Annotated in this window: 12 protein-coding genes; 4 read left to right on the forward strand and 8 right to left on the reverse strand. The window is 45.8% G+C overall.

What is annotated here, in order from left to right; all coding sequences use genetic code 11:
• On the forward strand, nt 1-196 hold a 196-nt coding region (locus QUA43_RS21430; RefSeq protein WP_333376313.1), incomplete at its 5' end, for a hypothetical protein.
• Between the two features lie 312 nt (nt 197-508).
• Here QUA43_RS21430 and QUA43_RS21435 read toward each other — a convergent pair.
• The 8 genes from QUA43_RS21435 to QUA43_RS21470 form a co-directional block, all read right to left on the reverse strand.
• The gene (locus QUA43_RS21435; protein ID WP_333376314.1) at nt 509-979 is read right to left on the reverse strand and encodes a hypothetical protein; all 471 of its coding nucleotides are present in this window, start codon (nt 977-979) and stop codon (nt 509-511) included.
• Between the two features lie 498 nt (nt 980-1,477).
• Nucleotides 1,478-2,170 (reverse strand): response regulator transcription factor, encoded by a 693-nt coding sequence (locus QUA43_RS21440; RefSeq protein WP_333068795.1) that lies wholly within the window; start codon nt 2,168-2,170, stop codon nt 1,478-1,480.
• 205 nt (nt 2,171-2,375) lie between these two features.
• The gene (gene map, locus QUA43_RS21445; RefSeq protein ID WP_333376316.1) at nt 2,376-3,203 is read right to left on the reverse strand and encodes a type I methionyl aminopeptidase; all 828 of its coding nucleotides are present in this window, start codon (nt 3,201-3,203) and stop codon (nt 2,376-2,378) included.
• 141 nt (nt 3,204-3,344) lie between these two features.
• A complete protein-coding gene (locus QUA43_RS21450; protein WP_333376318.1) occupies nt 3,345-5,411 on the reverse strand; it encodes a response regulator in 2,067 nt (688 codons plus the stop codon).
• Nucleotides 5,412-5,418: 7 nt separating this feature from the next.
• Nucleotides 5,419-6,144: a chemotaxis protein CheB gene (locus QUA43_RS21455; RefSeq protein WP_333376320.1), complete on the reverse strand. Its 726-nt coding sequence runs from the start codon at nt 6,142-6,144 to the stop codon at nt 5,419-5,421.
• Nucleotides 6,098-6,925: a protein-glutamate O-methyltransferase CheR gene (locus QUA43_RS21460; RefSeq protein ID WP_333376322.1), complete on the reverse strand. Its 828-nt coding sequence runs from the start codon at nt 6,923-6,925 to the stop codon at nt 6,098-6,100. Before QUA43_RS21460 ends, QUA43_RS21455 begins: the two co-directional genes overlap by 47 nt.
• A 195-nt stretch (nt 6,926-7,120) precedes the next feature.
• Nucleotides 7,121-12,835, reverse strand: a complete 5,715-nt coding sequence (locus QUA43_RS21465) for a HAMP domain-containing protein (protein WP_333376324.1) — start codon at nt 12,833-12,835, stop codon at nt 7,121-7,123.
• Between the two features lie 394 nt (nt 12,836-13,229).
• Entirely contained in the window at nt 13,230-15,389 is a 2,160-nt protein-coding gene (locus QUA43_RS21470) for an FAD-dependent oxidoreductase (protein ID WP_333376326.1), read from the reverse strand.
• A 160-nt stretch (nt 15,390-15,549) separates the two neighbouring features.
• Between QUA43_RS21470 and QUA43_RS21475 the strand changes: the two genes are divergently transcribed.
• From QUA43_RS21475 to QUA43_RS21485, 3 genes are all read left to right on the forward strand, one after another.
• Entirely contained in the window at nt 15,550-16,062 is a 513-nt protein-coding gene (locus QUA43_RS21475) for a hypothetical protein (protein WP_333376327.1), read from the forward strand.
• A gap of 91 nt (nt 16,063-16,153) precedes the next feature.
• Nucleotides 16,154-16,918 (forward strand): aldolase/citrate lyase family protein, encoded by a 765-nt coding sequence (locus QUA43_RS21480; protein WP_333376329.1) that lies wholly within the window; start codon nt 16,154-16,156, stop codon nt 16,916-16,918.
• Nucleotides 16,919-17,106: 188 nt separating this feature from the next.
• Nucleotides 17,107-17,775 (forward strand): 2OG-Fe dioxygenase family protein, encoded by a 669-nt coding sequence (locus QUA43_RS21485; protein WP_172190452.1) that lies wholly within the window; start codon nt 17,107-17,109, stop codon nt 17,773-17,775.
• Nucleotides 17,776-17,873 lie beyond the last annotated feature (98 nt).

A 17,873-nucleotide genomic window follows, 5' to 3' on the forward strand; every position in this document is an offset into this window, starting at 1 on the left:
AACGGATTTTTTAACGGATGTAACGGATGTAACGGATGGCAGTTCGGCAACGGATTTTTTAACGGATGTAACGGATGTAACGGATGGCAGTTCGGCAACGGATTTTTTAACGGATGTAACGGATGGAAGGAATCGACTGCAGGGGGAAAGTGCAATTAAGAACTTCATAACCGTTTTGGCGGTTGATATAAGTTGACTTTTACCCGTTTTTACTTTTGCAAATCTCTGCGAAGAATCCTATGATTAATTTTATTTCTGCCCTTGTGGGCGATTTCCCATCAATTGCAACTATCAATTAGTTAAGTTTATTTCAGCCTGCATACTTATTATGTTAGCCGATCGCAATTAAAGCATACCCAAAAAAATACATACTCTGTTATTCGCATATTCCCAGCAAAATCAACCGGAGTTTACTGAAATCTTGATAATTGCTCAAATTCTACCCAGCAAAAGAGTCTTTGTTTGCGGGACTCCCAGCCATCGCCAAAATCGCACAAATCCGATTCAGTTATTCGCATATCCCGGAAATCCGGCATTCCCTGGTTGACTGACCCCTCGCCGCACTGAGATAAACTACCGGGGGCGGCTCATCAATTACAGCTTGAAGATTTTTTGTCATAAATTTACTAATCTCCATATCTAAAGTAGCTGTAAAATCAGGTTCATCCCAATCCTCGCTTTCTTCAATGCTAATTGTTGTTGGTGGCCCAATATCAAAATCTAGCTCATCGCCAAAATCCGAAACTTTCTTAATTGGCTCTATTTTCTGACCGGTATCAGTGGCTAAAGCTTGAGTTGTATTGGCTATTAGTACGATCGGCAGTGCTACTATGGCACTTATCGTTTGTCGCGCCGTGATTTTTCTCATGGTATCCTCCTGGTATAAACTAAACTTTGGTGCTGCTATACATTCAACATCTGCGGCTACTTTAGAGCGCTGTGAGTCGATTTGAGATTTGAGAGTTGAGATTTCCTCCACAGATAAATCTGAGAGCTTTAACTAGGGTCTAAAATTGTGGGCTACTTACCACTCCGGCAGTTCGCAAGTCTCCGTTTTTGAGCAGAGTCATTAATTAATAGTGGCTTGTTTTTCCACAGGATATAACCTTATCTGTGACTGTTTGTGGCAAGTTTGCTTAACGGAGCATATCCGGTCAAGTGTTTGCCTTTCTATTTACTACGTGAAAACTCTTAAACAGTCAGGTTTTCCCGTTAAGTAATTCCCCGGCGTTTGCGAGTGTTCATCTCAGACTCAAAGCAAAGTGGGTGAGAAGTTCGATCGCACACCAGTTTTCGCACACCAGTTTTCCCACTCCCGCGCTGCCACCAGCAAGCTGATGTGACATACCACAGCCACCGGATATCTGTCAATACTTATATCTTAACATTTCTAATTTTTTGCATAATTCTCGTTACCAGGAAGAGCCTGGTAACGCAGCTTGGCGAGGCACAGCCTCCAGCCAAGTCGAGATGGCTGCTATTTCGTCAAGCCGTGTTCGAGAGCGAAGCGAACCAACTCAGTACGGCTGTTAGTACCCGTCTTGCTAAACAAACGGCTGACGTACTTTTCCACATTACGCACGCTAGTTTCCAAGCGGCGGGCAATTTCCTTATTCATCAAACCTTGAGCAACCAAATCCAAAACACTTTGTTCTCGCGGAGTCAAATCAATTTTAATCGGCGAAGGACTTTGGGCGATCGAACTTCGCCCACTCAGCAAAGACTCAATTCTTGCCATTTGGCTTGTCAAAGCAGCAATATCTGGACTTTCAGGATTTTCGCTTGTCTCCTTAGCAGCCGCGCGGCGGGCCAGCAAATTGGTTACTATTGCTACTAATTCGTCAGGATCGAAGGGCTTAGAAAGATAAGCATCGCAGCCTGCTTGATAGCCTTGAATGCGATCGCTCGTCATTCCCTTAGCCGTCAAAAATACCACCGGCAAAGCCTTATAGCGAGGATCTTCCCGCACTTGCTTGAGAAATTGATAACCGTCCACCTGGGGCATCATAATGTCTGAAATCACCAAATCGGGATTGTACTGCTGCAAGAGTTCCCAGCCGTCGCGAGCATTACTGGCAACCTCAACCGCAAAATCGCTATCTTCCAAATAAGCTTGTACTGCTTCCCGCAAGCCCGGTTCATCATCTACCAATAATAATCGTGCTGACATAGTTGTTACCCTTACGCTTTACCACTATTTTTAAATTTAGCCGAATTTAACTCTTATTGTCACTCCATCCATCGACGGAAGTTACAAAATTGTTGTTTAACTCAAGAGTTTTGAGTTAGGTTTTGATCTAACGATGAAAAAGTTGTTAAATCTTTAATTCAAAACTCAAAACTCAAAACTCAAAATTATTCTTGAACCCTTCCACTTAAACTTTGGAACGATCGGTCAAAATTTCATAGCCAGTTTCTGTCACCAACACAGTATGCTCAAACTGAGCCGACATAGCATTGTCAACCGTTACAGCAGTCCACTTGTCAGAAAGCGTCCGAGTGTACTTAGAACCGGCATTCAGAATTGGTTCGATCGCCAATGTCATACCTGCTCGCAATTTCACGTTCGGCATTTCCCGCGTGCGGAAATTGAAAACCGACGGTTCCTCGTGCAAATTTCGCCCGACACCGTGGCCGGTAAACTCCTCAACGATGCTAAAACCGTTGCTTTTGACATGATCTTCGATCGCACCAGCGAGATCGAGCAAATAAGCTCCAGCCTTCACTTGTTCGATGCCTTTGTAGAGAGCTTCTTCTGCGACTCGGATTAATTTTGCCGATTCGGGAGTCACTTCCACAACTGCGATCGTGATGCAAGAATCGCCGTGAAAACCTTGATAATAGGCCCCCGTATCTACCTTAAGAACATCTCCTGCCCGAATTACTTTTTTGGGACTGGGTATGCCGTGAACAACTTCGTTATTAATGCTAGAGCAAATCGATCCCGTGAAACCGTGATAGCCTTTAAAACTGGGAGTTGCACCCATTTCGCGGATACGTTTTTCCGCGTAAGCATCCAAATCAGCAGTAGTCATTCCCGGTTTCACCATTTGGGAAATTTCTTTGAGTACCGTTGCAACGATTTTCGCTGCTTGCCGCATAATTTCGATTTCGCGTTCCGACTTAATTTCAATGCCTCGACGCTGTTTTTTGACTTGGGGTGCTTGAGTTGGGCTAGAAAGCAGACTGCTAAAAATATTCATGTATTGATCGGCGGGTAATTTTGTACTTTGACGGCAGGTTGAAGCAAAAAACGGCAAATATCCAGCTTTTTGTGGAAAAACGGGTGTCTTGTTCCGAACTGTCGATCGCTTGTCCTTTTAGCTAGCTTAATATTTTTCTCACTAATCAGCACGGGATTGAGGGGTCAACAAAGCGGTTTCAACCGCCGAGTCCGTCGGCTCAGGATTTCCGAGTATTCCTGTGAGGTTAGCAATTGCGGCAATTAACTTAGTTATGTCAACTGGTTTAGATAAGTGCATCTGGAAACCAGCTTCCAGCGCTTGCTGGCGCTCTTCCTCTCTCGCGTAGGCCGTCAGGGCGATCGCAGGCATCTTTCCACCCCTGAGCACTTCCATTTCTCTCACCCGCGCGATCAACTCATAGCCGTCTGCTTCCGGCATTCCAATGTCGCTCAGCAGCAGATCCGGCCAATAACTCTCCAGTGCAGCTAGAGCCCCGGCCACCGATGCAGCCGATCGCACCATAGCTCCTTCGTCCTCGAGTAAAGCAATCAAAAACTCCCGCGTGTCATCGTCATCATCCACCACCAGCAATTGCAAATTAGTTAGAGTGGGGAGAACCTCTGTCGCGTCATTGAGTTCCGACCAAGTATCCCCTGCACCTCCGGTCTTCCTCTGTGCAAGAGGTAAAGCCACCGTAAATTTCGCACCCTCGCCCGGATTATTCTCTGCCTGCACCTTACCGCCGTGCTGTTCCACCAAGTGACGGACGATCGCCAATCCCAGTCCCAAACCCCCGTAAGACCTAGTTGTGCTGCTATCAGCTTGGCGGAAGCGATCGAAAACATAAGGCAAAAAATCAGGAGCGATACCAATGCCGCTATCAATTATCTGAATTTGAGCCTCATCGCCAACTGACTCTAACCGCACTTCTACTTTACCCTCTTGCGGACTAAACTTAATCGCATTTGACAGCAAATTCCACACAATTTGCTGCAAGCGATCGAAATCGCCGATAACTTCACCTACATTAGGACTGCACGTTAATTCTATGACTATTGATTTTTCCTCAGTCAGCGGCTGCAAAGAATCTATTGCCAGCTTGATCGCAGATTCCAACCGAATCGGATGCATATTTAAATTTAATTTCCCCCGCAGAATCCGCGAAACATCTAAAATATCTTCGATGAGTTGAGCTTGAGATTTAGCATTGCGCTCAATTGTTTCTAGGGCTTTCTCAATAGTATCTTGGTCAAATGTTTTGGTACGAAGCAGCCTAGACCAGCCGAGAATTGCATTTAAAGGAGTACGGAGCTCGTGAGAGAGAATAGCTAGAAATTCATCCTTCATCTGGTTAGCTCTCTCCGCTTCTTGCCGCGCCACTTGTTCGCGGATTAGTCTGCTGCGTTCTTCCTCTGCTTGCTTGCGGTCTGTGACATCTCTAACCGTACCCACGTGACCGATCAGTTTTCCCAAATCCGAAAACATTGGCGACGACTGCACATTAATCCAACGCACAGTTTCGCTACCAGCTAATCGAAACTCGTTAGAATATTCGTGGCCTTCTTTAATCCAAGCTAACCAATGTGCTACTACGCGATCGCGATCTTCTTCATGAACTTCCCGCTGCCAAATCTCTGCTAAACTTTCCTCCAATGTTAACCCGCAAATTGCTTGACAACGGGGATTGATGTATGTACAGCGGCCTTCAACGTCAGCTAAGTAAATTCCTAGCGGGGAACAAGCACACAAAGTGCGAAACCGCTCTTCACTTTTACTTAGTTCACTATTAACAGCAGCTAGCTGTGTTGCTTGCTGTTTCACCTCGACTGTTTTTTGGAACAATTCCACAAATACCCCCACCTTCGATGTCAATATTTCCGGTTCCAAGGGTTTGAACAGGTAATCTACCGCACCCAAAGAATAACCTTTAAACACGTGGGTGTCATTACTGCTAAATGCTGTGATAAAAATAATCGGAGTCGATCGCGATCGATCTCTAGAGCGAATCAATGTTGCTGTCTCAAATCCATCCATTCCCGGCATCTGCACATCAAGCAAAATTACTGCAAAATCTTCATTAAGCAGACATCTCAGAGCCTCCGCGCCCGAATTAGCTTGTACTAGATGATAAGAGGGGCTGTTGAGAATAGCTTCTAGAGCTATCAAATTTTCTGGGCGATCGTCAACTAAAAGGACATTTACTCGATGGGGGGACTGCAGATTCATAATTTTTTTAATCTTTAATTCTTAGCAAATTGACTACACAGGGAGCAATTTTAGAGAGGGGTAAAATCCAGTCTACTTCAACATTTGCGATCGCCGATGCTGGCATGGTCGGGCATAGAGCTGAAGCCGGTTCCTCCACGAATGTCAATCCTCCCTCAGCTTTAATTTTTGCCAGCCCTTCACTGCCATCCGAATTAGCTCCCGTTAAAATTATGCCGATAACTTTCTCCCCAAAGGCATCCGCAGCAGACTCAAACAGCACATCGATTGAGGGCCGCGCGTAGCACACAGGAGCCTCAGTTGATAGTGCAAATTTAGGAGTTCCGCGATTGGGGATTGGGGATTTTGAATTATGGATTGACTCCACTGCCACGCTCCCCCATTCTGTCAAGTTGTTTTCATACAGGCTAAACTCCTCCTCAGAGCGCGATTCTATTAGCAAGTGATAGTCCGCAGGAGCCAAATAAACCCGTCCAGGTACGATCGGCTCTTTGTCTTGGGCCTCTGTGATTGGGAGAGAGCTTTGCTGTTGTAAAAAATCAGTAAGCCTATTCTGAGAACTCTTATGGCGGTGTTGGACAATAACTACAGGCAAAGGAAAGCTTGTTGGCAAATCTGCCAGCAGCACAGTCAGAGCCTCTAGCCCTCCCAAAGACGTGCCTACAACCACTATTTCAAAATTTTTTTTATTTAATTCTCCGGTAGAGTTTATCACTACTTTCAAGTGCTTCATAATATTTTTCATAAGGTGTAAAAATCAGAGACTCCTGATGTCCCAGGCCTAAAACCCCAAACATTACCAGGCTCTCATAAAAAAGCTTGTGTACCCGCTCTTGGAGGTGTGAATTGAAATAAATCATCACATTACGGCATAAAATAACATTAAATTCATTAAAAGAATTATCCGTTGCTAGGTTGTGGTGAGCAAAGACAATATTCTCTTTAAGTGAAGAGCGAAAAATCGCATTTTCATAGGCAGCGGTGTAATACTCAGAAAACGCTTTCTTGCCCCCAGCTTGGTGGTAGAGTTGCGTATATTCTTGCATTTGTTTCAGCGGGAATATCCCTGTTTTTGCGGTTTTCAAAACTAATTCATTCATGTCCGTAGCGTAAATCCGACAACGGTCATACAGTCCTTCTTCTTGCAGCAAGATTGCCATAGAATAGACTTCTTCTCCCGTTGAACATCCAGCGTGCCAAATCCGAATAAAAGGATAAGTACGCAGCAGCGGCACCACTTTATTTCTGAAACTAATGTAAAAGCTGGGATCGCGAAACATCGCCGTTACATTGACAGAAATGTCCAGCAGTAAACGGTCTAGGTAAGCAGGATTGTGAAGTACCTTTTCCTGAAGTGCAGACACAGTGGTGAGCCGTTCCGAGCGAATAGTGTTCCAAATACGGCGCTTGAGAGAGGCAAGAGCATAATTGCGGAAATCAAATCCGTAATAGCGAAACATTCCCTCTAGTAGGAGTTGAATTTCGATTGTTTCAAGTTCATGGCTTTCGGGCATTTTTAATTATTTATTGGGAATTGCGAATGGGGCATGGGGCATGGGGCATGGGGCATGGGGCATAGTTGACTGTTGACTGTTGACTGTTGACTGTTGACTGCTGACTGTTGACTGTTGACTGTTCACTGCTGACTGCTGACTAATGACTAATGACTAATGACTAATGACTAATGACTAATGACTAATGACTAATGACTATCGATAAAGCCAGACACGCAGCAGCGAGAGCAACTGTTCCGTATCAACAGGTTTGGTAATGTAGTCAGACGCACCAGCTTCGATACATTTTTCCCGATCGCCCTTCATAGCTTTCGCAGTCAGAGCAATCATTGGCAAGGAAGCAAATTGAGGCATATTACGAATTGCTTGCATGGTTTCGTAACCGTCCATCTCTGGCATCATCACGTCCATCAACACAATATTTATCTCAGGCGTATTTTGCAATTTAGTAATGCCCTCTCTGCCATTTTCAGCATACACAACTTCCATTTTATGGCGCTCCAGCATACTTGTGAGGGCGAAAATATTCCGCATATCGTCGTCAACAATCAAGACTGTTTTGCCCGCGAGCGTCGAATCAGTTTGATACAATTGCTCTAGCATTTGGCGCTTTGGTTCCGGCAAATTTGCTTGAACTCGGTGCAAAAACAAAGCTGTTTCATCTAACAAACGTTCTGGCGATCGCACATCTTTAACAATGATTGTTTCCGCCATGCGCTTGAGTTGAGTTTCTTCGGCTCTCGTCAACTCTTTGCCCGTATAAATAATAATCGGCAGAGTTTTCAAACTTGCCTCTTGCTTGATCTGCTCAATCAGTTCAAAACCCGTCATATCTGGCAGTCCCAAATCGAGGACGATGCAGTCAAAATGCCCCGATTTCAAAGTTGCTAGCGCCTCTGCACCACTCCCCACAGCCGTGGTAGAAACATCGTGATTGCCGATTAAATCCACAATGCTCAGACGCTGTGTTTCGTCGTCTTCCACGACTAGCAAATTCTTCACGGGCCGCTCCACAAACCCCTTAATATCAGTCAAAGCTTTGCTCAAAGCTTCGCGACTGACAGGCTTTTGTAAGTACGCGATCGCCCCTAACTGCAAACTGCGCTGCCGCCCTTCTTCAACTGATACAATGTGAACCGGAATGTGGCGCGTACTTGGGTCGTGCTTCAAGCGATCGAGCACTGTCCAGCCATCCATCACAGGCAAATTTAGATCCAGCATAATCGCCGTTGGCTTGAACTCTCGCGCCATCGCCAAACCGATATCGCTCCGTAAAGCCACTAAACCTTTAAAACCCTGTTCCCGCGCCATATCCAAGAGAATCCGAGCGAAGTTTACATCATCCTCGACAATTAACAGCACGCGATCGTCGAGTTCGACATTTTCCCGATCGTCAGCGATAATCGGTGATGGATAAGAGGCGATCGGCAAGTTGAAATTCGGCGAAGGAAGTGCGGGAGAAACAGGAGGGGGTAATTGAGGCGTTTGCTTGCCCATTCCCGGTTCCATATCATTCATTATTCGCGATTCTTGGTAAGTTTGTGGCAGATAAAGCGTGAACTTACTACCCTCACCAGGATGACTTGTCAATTTAATTTCTCCGCCTAACAGATTAGCGATTTCTCTACTAATTGACAAACCCAAACCTGTGCCCCCGTATTTGCGGCTAGTGCTACCATCAGCTTGTTGGAAAGCCTCAAAAATAACCCTGTGTTTTTCAGCAGAAATCCCAATCCCGGTATCGCTAACAGAGAAAGCCAAAACAGTAGGGGAACTGCTTAAACTTTCTATCTCTAAACTCCACCCTTCCCGCGCTACTTCGACACGCAATTTCACCTCACCCCGCTCTGTAAACTTAAACGCATTCGAGAGGAGATTCTTCAAAACTTGTTGCAGCCGTTTAGCATCCGTATAGAGACCTTTTGGCAACCCAGCCTCAAGCTCTATTTGAAAACTCAACTTCTTATCCTGGGCGATTTGGCGGAAAGTCCGATCCAAATGATCTCGCAATTCCGTAAACAACACTTGCTCAATTTCCACCGACATCGTGCCTGATTCAATCTTAGCAAGATCCAAAATGTCATTAATCAGCCCCAGCAAATCATTTCCCGCCGAGTAAATTGTGCGCGTGTATTCAACTTGCTTCTGAGTCAAATTACCCTCAGTATTGTCAGAAAGTAATCGAGCCAGAATCAACAGCGAATTCAGCGGAGTTCGCAACTCGTGAGACATATTTGCCAGAAACTCCGACTTATACTTAGAAGTTAGAGCCAACTGTTCGGCTCTTTCTTCCAACAACCCCCTCGCCTGTTCGATATCTCGGTTTTTCCGCTCAACTTCCTTATTTTGCAGCGCTAGCAATTCAGCTTGTTCTTCTAGTTCTTCATTCGTTTGTTGCAATTCTTCCTGCTGACTCTTCAACAGTTCCTCCGATGCACGGAGCGACTGCGCTTGTTGTTCGAGACGCTTGTTAGTTTCCGTTAGTTCTTTTTGCTGAGTTTGCAACTCTTCTGCCAAAGACTGCGACTGTTTCAGCAGCTCTTCCGTCCGCATACTCGCCGCAATTGTATTTAAGACAATGGCGATACTTTCTGTAAGTTGGTCGAGGAATGTCAAGTGTATTTCGCTGAAGCGGCGGAACGAAGCTAACTCAATTACTGCCGTCACTTGTCCCTCAAATAATACGGGTAAAACCACGACATTCAACGGCGTAGATTCTCCCAGTCCCGATCCAATTTTAACGTAGTTTTCCGGCACTTCAGTCAACAGTATTCGTTCCTTTTCCAGGGCGCACTGTCCTACCAAACCTTCGCCTAAATGGAATCTATTTCCTAACTGTTTGCGTTCGCGATATGCGTAGGTACTTAAGAGTTTGAGAAACGGATCGTGATCCACAGATTCCATCATAAAGAATACGCCATGCTGAGCAGAAACCAGGGGCGTCAATTCTGATAGAATTAGTTTAGAAACAGTTTCTAAATCCCGCTGACCTTGTAGCATTCGAGTGAACTTAGCAAGGTTTGTTTTCAGCCAATCTTGCTCAGTATTCTTCTGCGTCGTCTCCCGGAGATTGGCGATCATCTGGTTAATGTTGTCCTTAACAATGGCAACTTCTCCTTCAGTGGCGACGGAAATTGACCTCGTTAAATCACCTCTGGTAACAGCAATTGCCACTTCTGCGATCGCCCGCAACTGAGTAGTCAAATTCGCCGCCAACTCATTCACATTATCCGTCAAATCTCGCCACGTCCCCGCCGCACCCGGAACCTTCGCCTGACCACCCAATTTCCCTTCAATTCCCACCTCCCGCGCCACCGTAGTAACTTGATCGGCAAACGTCGCCAGCGTATCAATCATCTCGTTAATCGTATCTGCCAGAGTCGCAATTTCTCCCTTAGCTTCCAGCATTAATTTGCGCTTCAAATCCCCATTCGCCACCGCCGTCACAACTTTAGCAATACCCCGCACTTGCGCTGTCAAATTCCCCGCCATCGAGTTTACGTTGTCGGTTAAATCTTTCCAAGTTCCCGCAACTCCTTTCACGTCAGCTTGACCGCCCAATTTACCCTCAGTTCCCACCTCCCGCGCCACCCGCGTTACCTCAGAAGCGAAGGAATTAAGCTGATCCACCATCACGTTAATGGTATCTTTCAACTCCAGAATTTCGCCTTTGACATCAACGGTGATTTTCTTAGACAAATCGCCATTTGCCACCGCTTTCGTCACTTCCGCAATATTCCGTACCTGCGCCGTCAAATTCCCCGCCATCAAGTTAACATTATCAGTTAAATCTTTCCAAGTTCCCCCTACACCCCGCACGTAAGCTTGCACACCTAATTTACCTTCCGTTCCTACTTCCCTAGCAACTCTGGTTACTTCAGATGCGAAGGAACTCAACTGATCCACCATGATGTTAATCGTGTTTTTCAGTTCGAGAATTTCCCCTTTCACATCTACTGTAATTTTCTTCGACAAGTCCCCATTCGCCACAGCGGTTGTCACTTCCGCAATGTTCCGCACTTGGGCGGTAAGATTACCCGCCATCGAGTTAACTGAATCCGTTAAATCTTTCCAGGTTCCGGCAACTCCTTTAACTTCAGCTTGCACGCCTAATTTCCCTTCGGTTCCCACTTCCCTAGCCACCCGCGTTACTTCAGATGCGAAGGAATTAAGTTGATCCACCATCGTGTTAACGGTGTTCTTCAGTTCCAGAATTTCACCTTTAACATCTACTGTAATTTTCTTGGATAAATCCCCATTTGCCACAGCAGTCGTAACAGCCGCAATATTCCGTACTTGCTCTGTCAAACTACCCGCCATAAAATTAACTGAATCAGTTAAATCCTTCCAAGTTCCTGCTACGCCTCGGACATCGGCTTGACCGCCGAGTTTACCTTCCGAACCCACTTCCCTAGCAACCCTGGTTACTTCAGATGCAAAGGAATTAAGCTGATCCACCATCACGTTAATGGTGTTTTTCAGTTCTAAAATCTCGCCTTTAACCTGTACCGTAATTTTTTTAGATAAGTCACCGTTAGCCACCGCCGTCGTCACCTCAGCAATGTTGCGGACTTGTGCTGTTAAATTCCCGGCCATTGAGTTAACTGAATCCGTTAAATCTTTCCAGGTTCCTGCTACTTCCTGCACTTCAGCTTGTACGCCTAATTTCCCTTCTGTTCCCACTTCCCTAGCAACCCTGGTTACTTCAGATGCGAAGGAATTTAACTGGTCAACCATCGTGTTGACGGTGTTTTTGAGTTCGAGAATTTCCCCTTTAACATCGACGGTAATTTTCTTGGATAAATCGCCCTTTGCCACAGCGGTTGTCACTTCAGCGATGTTGCGGACTTGTGATGTCAAACTGCCTGCCATGAAGTTAACGCTATCAGTTAAATCCTTCCAAGTTCCCGCAACTCCTTTAACTTCTGCTTGACCGCCGAGTTTGCCTTCGGAACCCACTTCTCTCGCCACCCGCGTTACTTCAGATGCGAAGGAATTTAACTGATCCACCATGATGTTAATAGTGTTTTTTAACTCCAGAATTTCACCTTTAACATCTACTGTAATTTTTTTAGATAAGTCACCATTTGCCACAGCGGTTGTCACTTCCGCAATGTTCCGTACTTGTGCCGTAAGATTACCCGCCATCGAGTTAACTGAATCCGTTAAATCTTTCCAGGTTCCTGCAACTCCCCGCACTTCAGCTTGCACCCCTAATTTGCCTTCCGTTCCTACTTCCCTAGCAACTCTGGTTACTTCAGATGCGAAGGAACTCAACTGATCCACCATGATGTTAATCGTGTTTTTCAGTTCGAGAATTTCGCCTTTTACATCTACTGTAATTTTTTTGGATAAATCGCCATTTGCCACAGCGGTGGTCACGTCAGCAATGTTGCGGACTTGGGCTGTTAAATTCCCCGCCATCGAGTTAACTGAATCCGTTAAATCTTTCCAGGTTCCGGCAACTCCTTTAACTTCAGCTTGCACCCCTAATTTGCCTTCCGTTCCCACTTCCCTAGCCACCCGCGTTACTTCCGACGCAAAGGAACTCAACTGGTCTACCATTGTGTTAACAATTTGCGCTGTTTGGAGGAATTCTCCTTTGAGGGGTCGGTCTTCTATTTCTAAGGCGATGGTTTGCGATAAATCTCCTTTTGCTACGGCCCGAATGACTCTGGCGGTTTCAGAGGTTGGTTGCACTAAATCTGTAATTAGGGTATTGACAGAATTTACGCTAGCGGCCCATGACCCCTCGGCGCTGCCGATGGTGGCCCGCTGGGAGATTTTGCCTTCTTTACCAACCACTGTGCCGATCCGATCGAGTTCGGCCGCCATTCTCTCATTGAGCTCGATAATTTCGTTAAGTTCGTCAGCAATTTTCCCCGCTAGACCGGTCTGGTCTATAGGCATCCGAACTGAAAAGTCCCCTTTTTTGACTGCTACTAAGGTTCTGAGTAACTGTTTGGCATAACCATTATTTGAATTGGGGCTTGTTATCTGTGCAGTTGACATGACCGTTACCTTTTGGGAGTTTGAAGGGGAAGGGGGGAATATTTTTGGGATTATTGATATTATCCGACTAAAGCAGTGTCTGATTGCTTCTATCGAAAGATGGATGACAAATTGCTGTTGGTCAGCTATCGACTTATTAGTTATTTTACACTGGTTAGCAGGCTCTTCTTGGTAACGAGTTAATTGTGGGGTGTCAGGAACAGGCACGAAAGCCTGTTCCACCCTGTTCCACAAAGAGTGAATTTTATTGTGGGGCGGGCATCCTGCCCGCCCTACAGATTACCAACTGCGATTATTTCCAATTTTGCCACGAACTATTGAAAATAGAAGTACCCGGAAAGGCGATCGGATTAGCATTTTGTTGCAACCGCAACTGCAAAACTTCCAAGTTTGGCTCGCGGGATGGCAATTCGTCCACTAATTCATAAGGTAAAATCCCTTTTTCCAAGGAAAAAGCAGCCGTAACTCCCGCCGCCGCACCGGCAGACCATTCAAAAGAATGCACTCGATAAGCAGCGGCCGCTGTGTGGCTAACAGCAATACTTTTACCTGCCACTAACATATTGTCAATTTTCTGGGGAATCATTGCCCGCAGCGGAATTTGGAAGGGATAAGCTTGCCCTTGACCTTTGCGAGTGCCTTCCCGTTCGGTGTTGCCCGGTGCTTCTGGGGGGCTGTTGGTCATGCAGGGGTGAAAGTCGATCGCATAATGACCGATACCGACAGAATCAGGATAAATCGTAGCGCGCGATCGCGATTTTGTATCCTCAACAGATTGACTTCCCACAGCCAAAGCCGGCGCATTCAAACCACCCACAGCCAACCACAAATTGCGATACTCTTCCTCCGACAAATTCTGGCGATAAAAATCAGCCGTAAAGTCAGTGCGAGACATATCAACTTCCCACACCGTAAAACCTTGAGGCTGATTGAAACTCGGCCGCCCAATAATACGCCTGCCCTCCCGCATATAAGGATATTTAGAAAGTCCGTGCACCGTCCCCATCGGCGAATCCAACCCGCTCAAAAAACGATTGTTTGGATGAGGCTTTTTCACTCCATCTCCTAGCTGCGAGTCAGTAGTTCCTGTTACCAACCAGTAGAAAAATCCTTTGGCATTTTCCTCTCCTCTTCGCAAAGTTTCCGTTCGCAAACCGCCCATCCATCCCCCCGGTTGCAGTTGACCGGCCGCTTCCAACTGCGCGCGAGAATAAATTAAATTATCCTGGGCAGAACCGGGACGATAGTCATTTCCCCAAGTCCAGTTTTGCATCGAAATATCCCCCGGATAAATGGGGAATTGCTTCGGGTCTGAAGGTCGCTTTTCATCCGGTCTCATACTCCTGATTTGGCGGTAGGTGAAAACTAAGGGAAAGCTAGCCAATCTCTGCAATTCGTAGCTGTAGTAAGGAGCGTATTGTTGATAAAAAGACGGCACCTGATGCTGCTGCGGTTCCTTCGTTGCCTCCATCGCAAAGGTGTAGGTAAAACCTTGAGTGCAGTAAGCGTCGCCGCTTGGGCTAGCGGAGGAAGGTTCGAGAGGGGAACGCGGGTCAATTCCGAGGCGGTAGGGAACATCGGCAAGTCCGATCAATTCCCCTGTTTCGGTGGCATCTACAACGTACCAATCAGCACCCCCCCTAGCCCCCGCTTGTAAAGGGGGGGAACTTGTGGAATTCCCCGCTTGTAAAGGGGGGGAACTTGTGGAATTCCCCCCCCTTGGCAAGGGGGGGTTAGGGGGGGTTCCAGATGATTTGGGAATAAACTGAATAATAGTTTTGTTAAAGCGCGGAGAATTATCGTAGCGATAGGCATCTTCGATAGTCTGAGAAAGAGTTTCGGTGTTGATTGGCGGGGTGTTGGGGGCCGATTTGTGTTGAATGGCGATCGCACTTTTAATTTGTTGACCGCCAACCGTATTCCCCGCCACAGCAGGAGTAATGCCTAGTTCTTTAATAACTGTATTGGGAAACCATTTCAGCGTGCCTTTGCCTTTTCTAGCGGCATCCTGCAAGATGTTAAATAGAATTTTGTGACCGTCGTAGGGCATGAAACACGAATAGCTAACCCAACAGCCTCCGGGATTTAACCGGCCGTAATGTTCCTTGATCCGCGCCCGCAATTCTAGGTAGCCACGGGGGTAAAATAAGAGCGATCGCTGAGTGTCTCTTTCATCGAGTGCGGAAGTTCCCTGGGAGGAAATTTGACCGCCTACCCAGTCAGTAATTTCAGTCAGGCAAACTGTGCGCCCCGCCAGCAAACCTTCGTAAGCGGTAGCAGCGCCTGCGAGCCCGCCGCCTGCTACTAGAATGTCGCAAGTTTCTGCATTGTCTGGATTGCGGGGAGGTGCGGCAAATACTGGCGAAATGCTCCCAATCGCGGAAATGATGCCGAGGGTGAGGCTAAGGATCGATCGACCTTTGAGCAAAAATAGATACTGTCGAAGTTTCATCGGAGATTGTGGAATTAATTTTGACATCAACGAAAAACACTCATCCTATCTAAGTGTTCCTTTTGCAGTATACTGGTATTTCGCGGTGTTGTCAGGGAAAACTTTTTTAGATAAGAGGCATTAATACCAGCAACAACTATTGAACAGCCGGATGAACCTTATGCTCAAGATTGTCAAATTTTTTAGGTTATTTATTCCTTTTGAGACTTTAACAATTACTACCAGTTTAACTTTTTCGGAAGTTGTGTCCAGGTTGGACGAAGTTGTCACTCCTCCTAAACTTTTTAGAATAACTCTACCCTTTGGTTCGCCACCTGCCAAACCCTATGAAGGAAAAATTTCTGGCAAGAGATTCAAAATCAATCGCATCATCATCGGTCGCAATTCATTTATCCCAATTATAGAAGGAGATATACATACTCAAAATTTCGGTTGTTACATAAAAATTCGGATGAGTTTACATAAAATAGTTCTAGGATTTATGATTCTTTGGCTGTGGACAACTGGCAGTATAGGAATGTTTTCTTTATTTGCTTGGTTAGTCGAACCCTCCGTGGGACCAATATTTTTACCAATTTTAGGAATGTTTATTTTCGGCTGGCTTTTGTGCTTGATTACCTTTAAAATAGAAGCAAAAGCAGCTATAAAATTTTTATCAATTCTCTTAACATAAAGTAATTTATCACCACCATATTTGAGCTGTATTATTAAAAACAATCTGGCTTCATCTGCGACAAAAAAAACTAAACTTTCCGGGATTACCCATGCGTCAAAACAAACTCAAACAAAAAATTAAACAAGGCGAAACAGTCCTCGGTTTATTTATGAACTGCGCTTATCCCGCATTCATGGAAATCTGCGGTCACGCTGGATTTGATTTCGCCGTTATCGATATGGAACACGGCCCCCTGAACCCGCTTGCTGCTGAAGATTTGTGTCGCGCCGCCGACTGCACCGGAATTGCACCGATTATTCGTGTCCGCAAAAACGATGGGCCACAAATTCAACGAGCTCTCGATATCGGCAGTGCAGGCGTTCAAGTACCTCAAATTGAAAGCAAAATCGATGCCGAAACCGCTGTCAAAAGCGCTAAATACAGTCCTCTGGGCACGCGAGGTCTTTCCTTTGCTACGCGGGCCGGACTTTACACCGCAGCAGGTACAAATATCACCGATCGACTCAACGAAGAATCCTTAGTTGTGATTCATGTCGAAGGCAAAGGCGGCATCGACAACCTGGCAGAAATTGTTACTGTGCCAGAGGTGGATGTGATTTTTCTAGGGCCTTACGATCTGTCACAGTCGATCGGCATTCCCGGCCAAGTCCGCGATCCCCGAGTCATCGACATGATGCAGGAGGCAGTGCAAACCATCCGCAAAGCAGGCAAAGCCGCCGGTACTTTTGCCGAAAACCCCGAAATCGCCCAGCAGTGGATTGATGCTGGCGTTCAGTACGTCGCACTTGGGGTCGATGTTGCCGTTTTCCTGCGGGCCTGTCAGTCGCTGGTGAAAGCAGTGAATCGATTTTAGATTTTAGATTTTGGATTTTCGATTAAAAGAAGAACAAGCCCCCGGATTCATCTTGCAAGCTTTACGATATCTTTGCAATTTTTGTAGTGTCTTTTACGACACATACAAAAAACCTGCGCTAGAGTAGAAGCATACACCTCCTAAAGGCAAAATAAGGGAGGGGAGCAAGGCTTCAGGGAGTAAAATCTATGAAAACCGTATTAGAATCCATTCATTTGGATTATGCCTTCATGTTTACTTTCAAAAAAGTAAACTCGATTAAGCTAGAAGGTTTCAAGGAATTTTTTGACGATATGCCTGTCGATCCGTATGTGAAAGGTAAGTATCGTTCGAGAAGATTGTCGCGGTTTGCAGTCAACGGAAATGAGTTAGTTAAGTTACCTCACGGCTATTTGTATCAAAGCAAAACATATAATCCGCTAGTGGGTGATATCAGGCGGGAATTTGCCGAATTGGACGATCGGCTAATTGCCCTCGATAATTTCAAACAGATGATTTTTGCTTTTTTCGATTCCTGCAAAATTCACCCTGAAGCTGAAATCGGCATCCATCAAATCAGGACAACTTGTTCGCCGCACAATTTCGGCAACCCCGCACCGGAAGGCATTCACCAAGACGGTACTGACTTTATCGGGATTTTCTCGGTTGACAGAACTAATATTGTAGGCGGGGAAACGCATTTGTACTTGGCTAAAAAAGAGAAGCCAGTTTTTAATAAAATTCTGCATCCGGGAGAATTGCTGTTGGTTAATGACCACGAGTTTTTCCACTTTACTACACCGATTAAACCGGAATCTGAAGGAGTGGGAACCAGGGATGTCTTTGTGCTGACTTCTCCGAGTTTGCTTTGCGATTGAGGAAAGTTGGGCAATTGCGCGTCTTTCGTTCGTAGTGAGGACTTTATACCATTTTTCTAAAGATGTGCTATGGATGAAGTCTTAGCCCCCCCTTAATA

It is taken from the genome of Microcoleus sp. N9_B4 (genome assembly GCF_036701635.1).
GTDB lineage: Bacteria > Cyanobacteriota > Cyanobacteriia > Cyanobacteriales > Microcoleaceae > Microcoleus.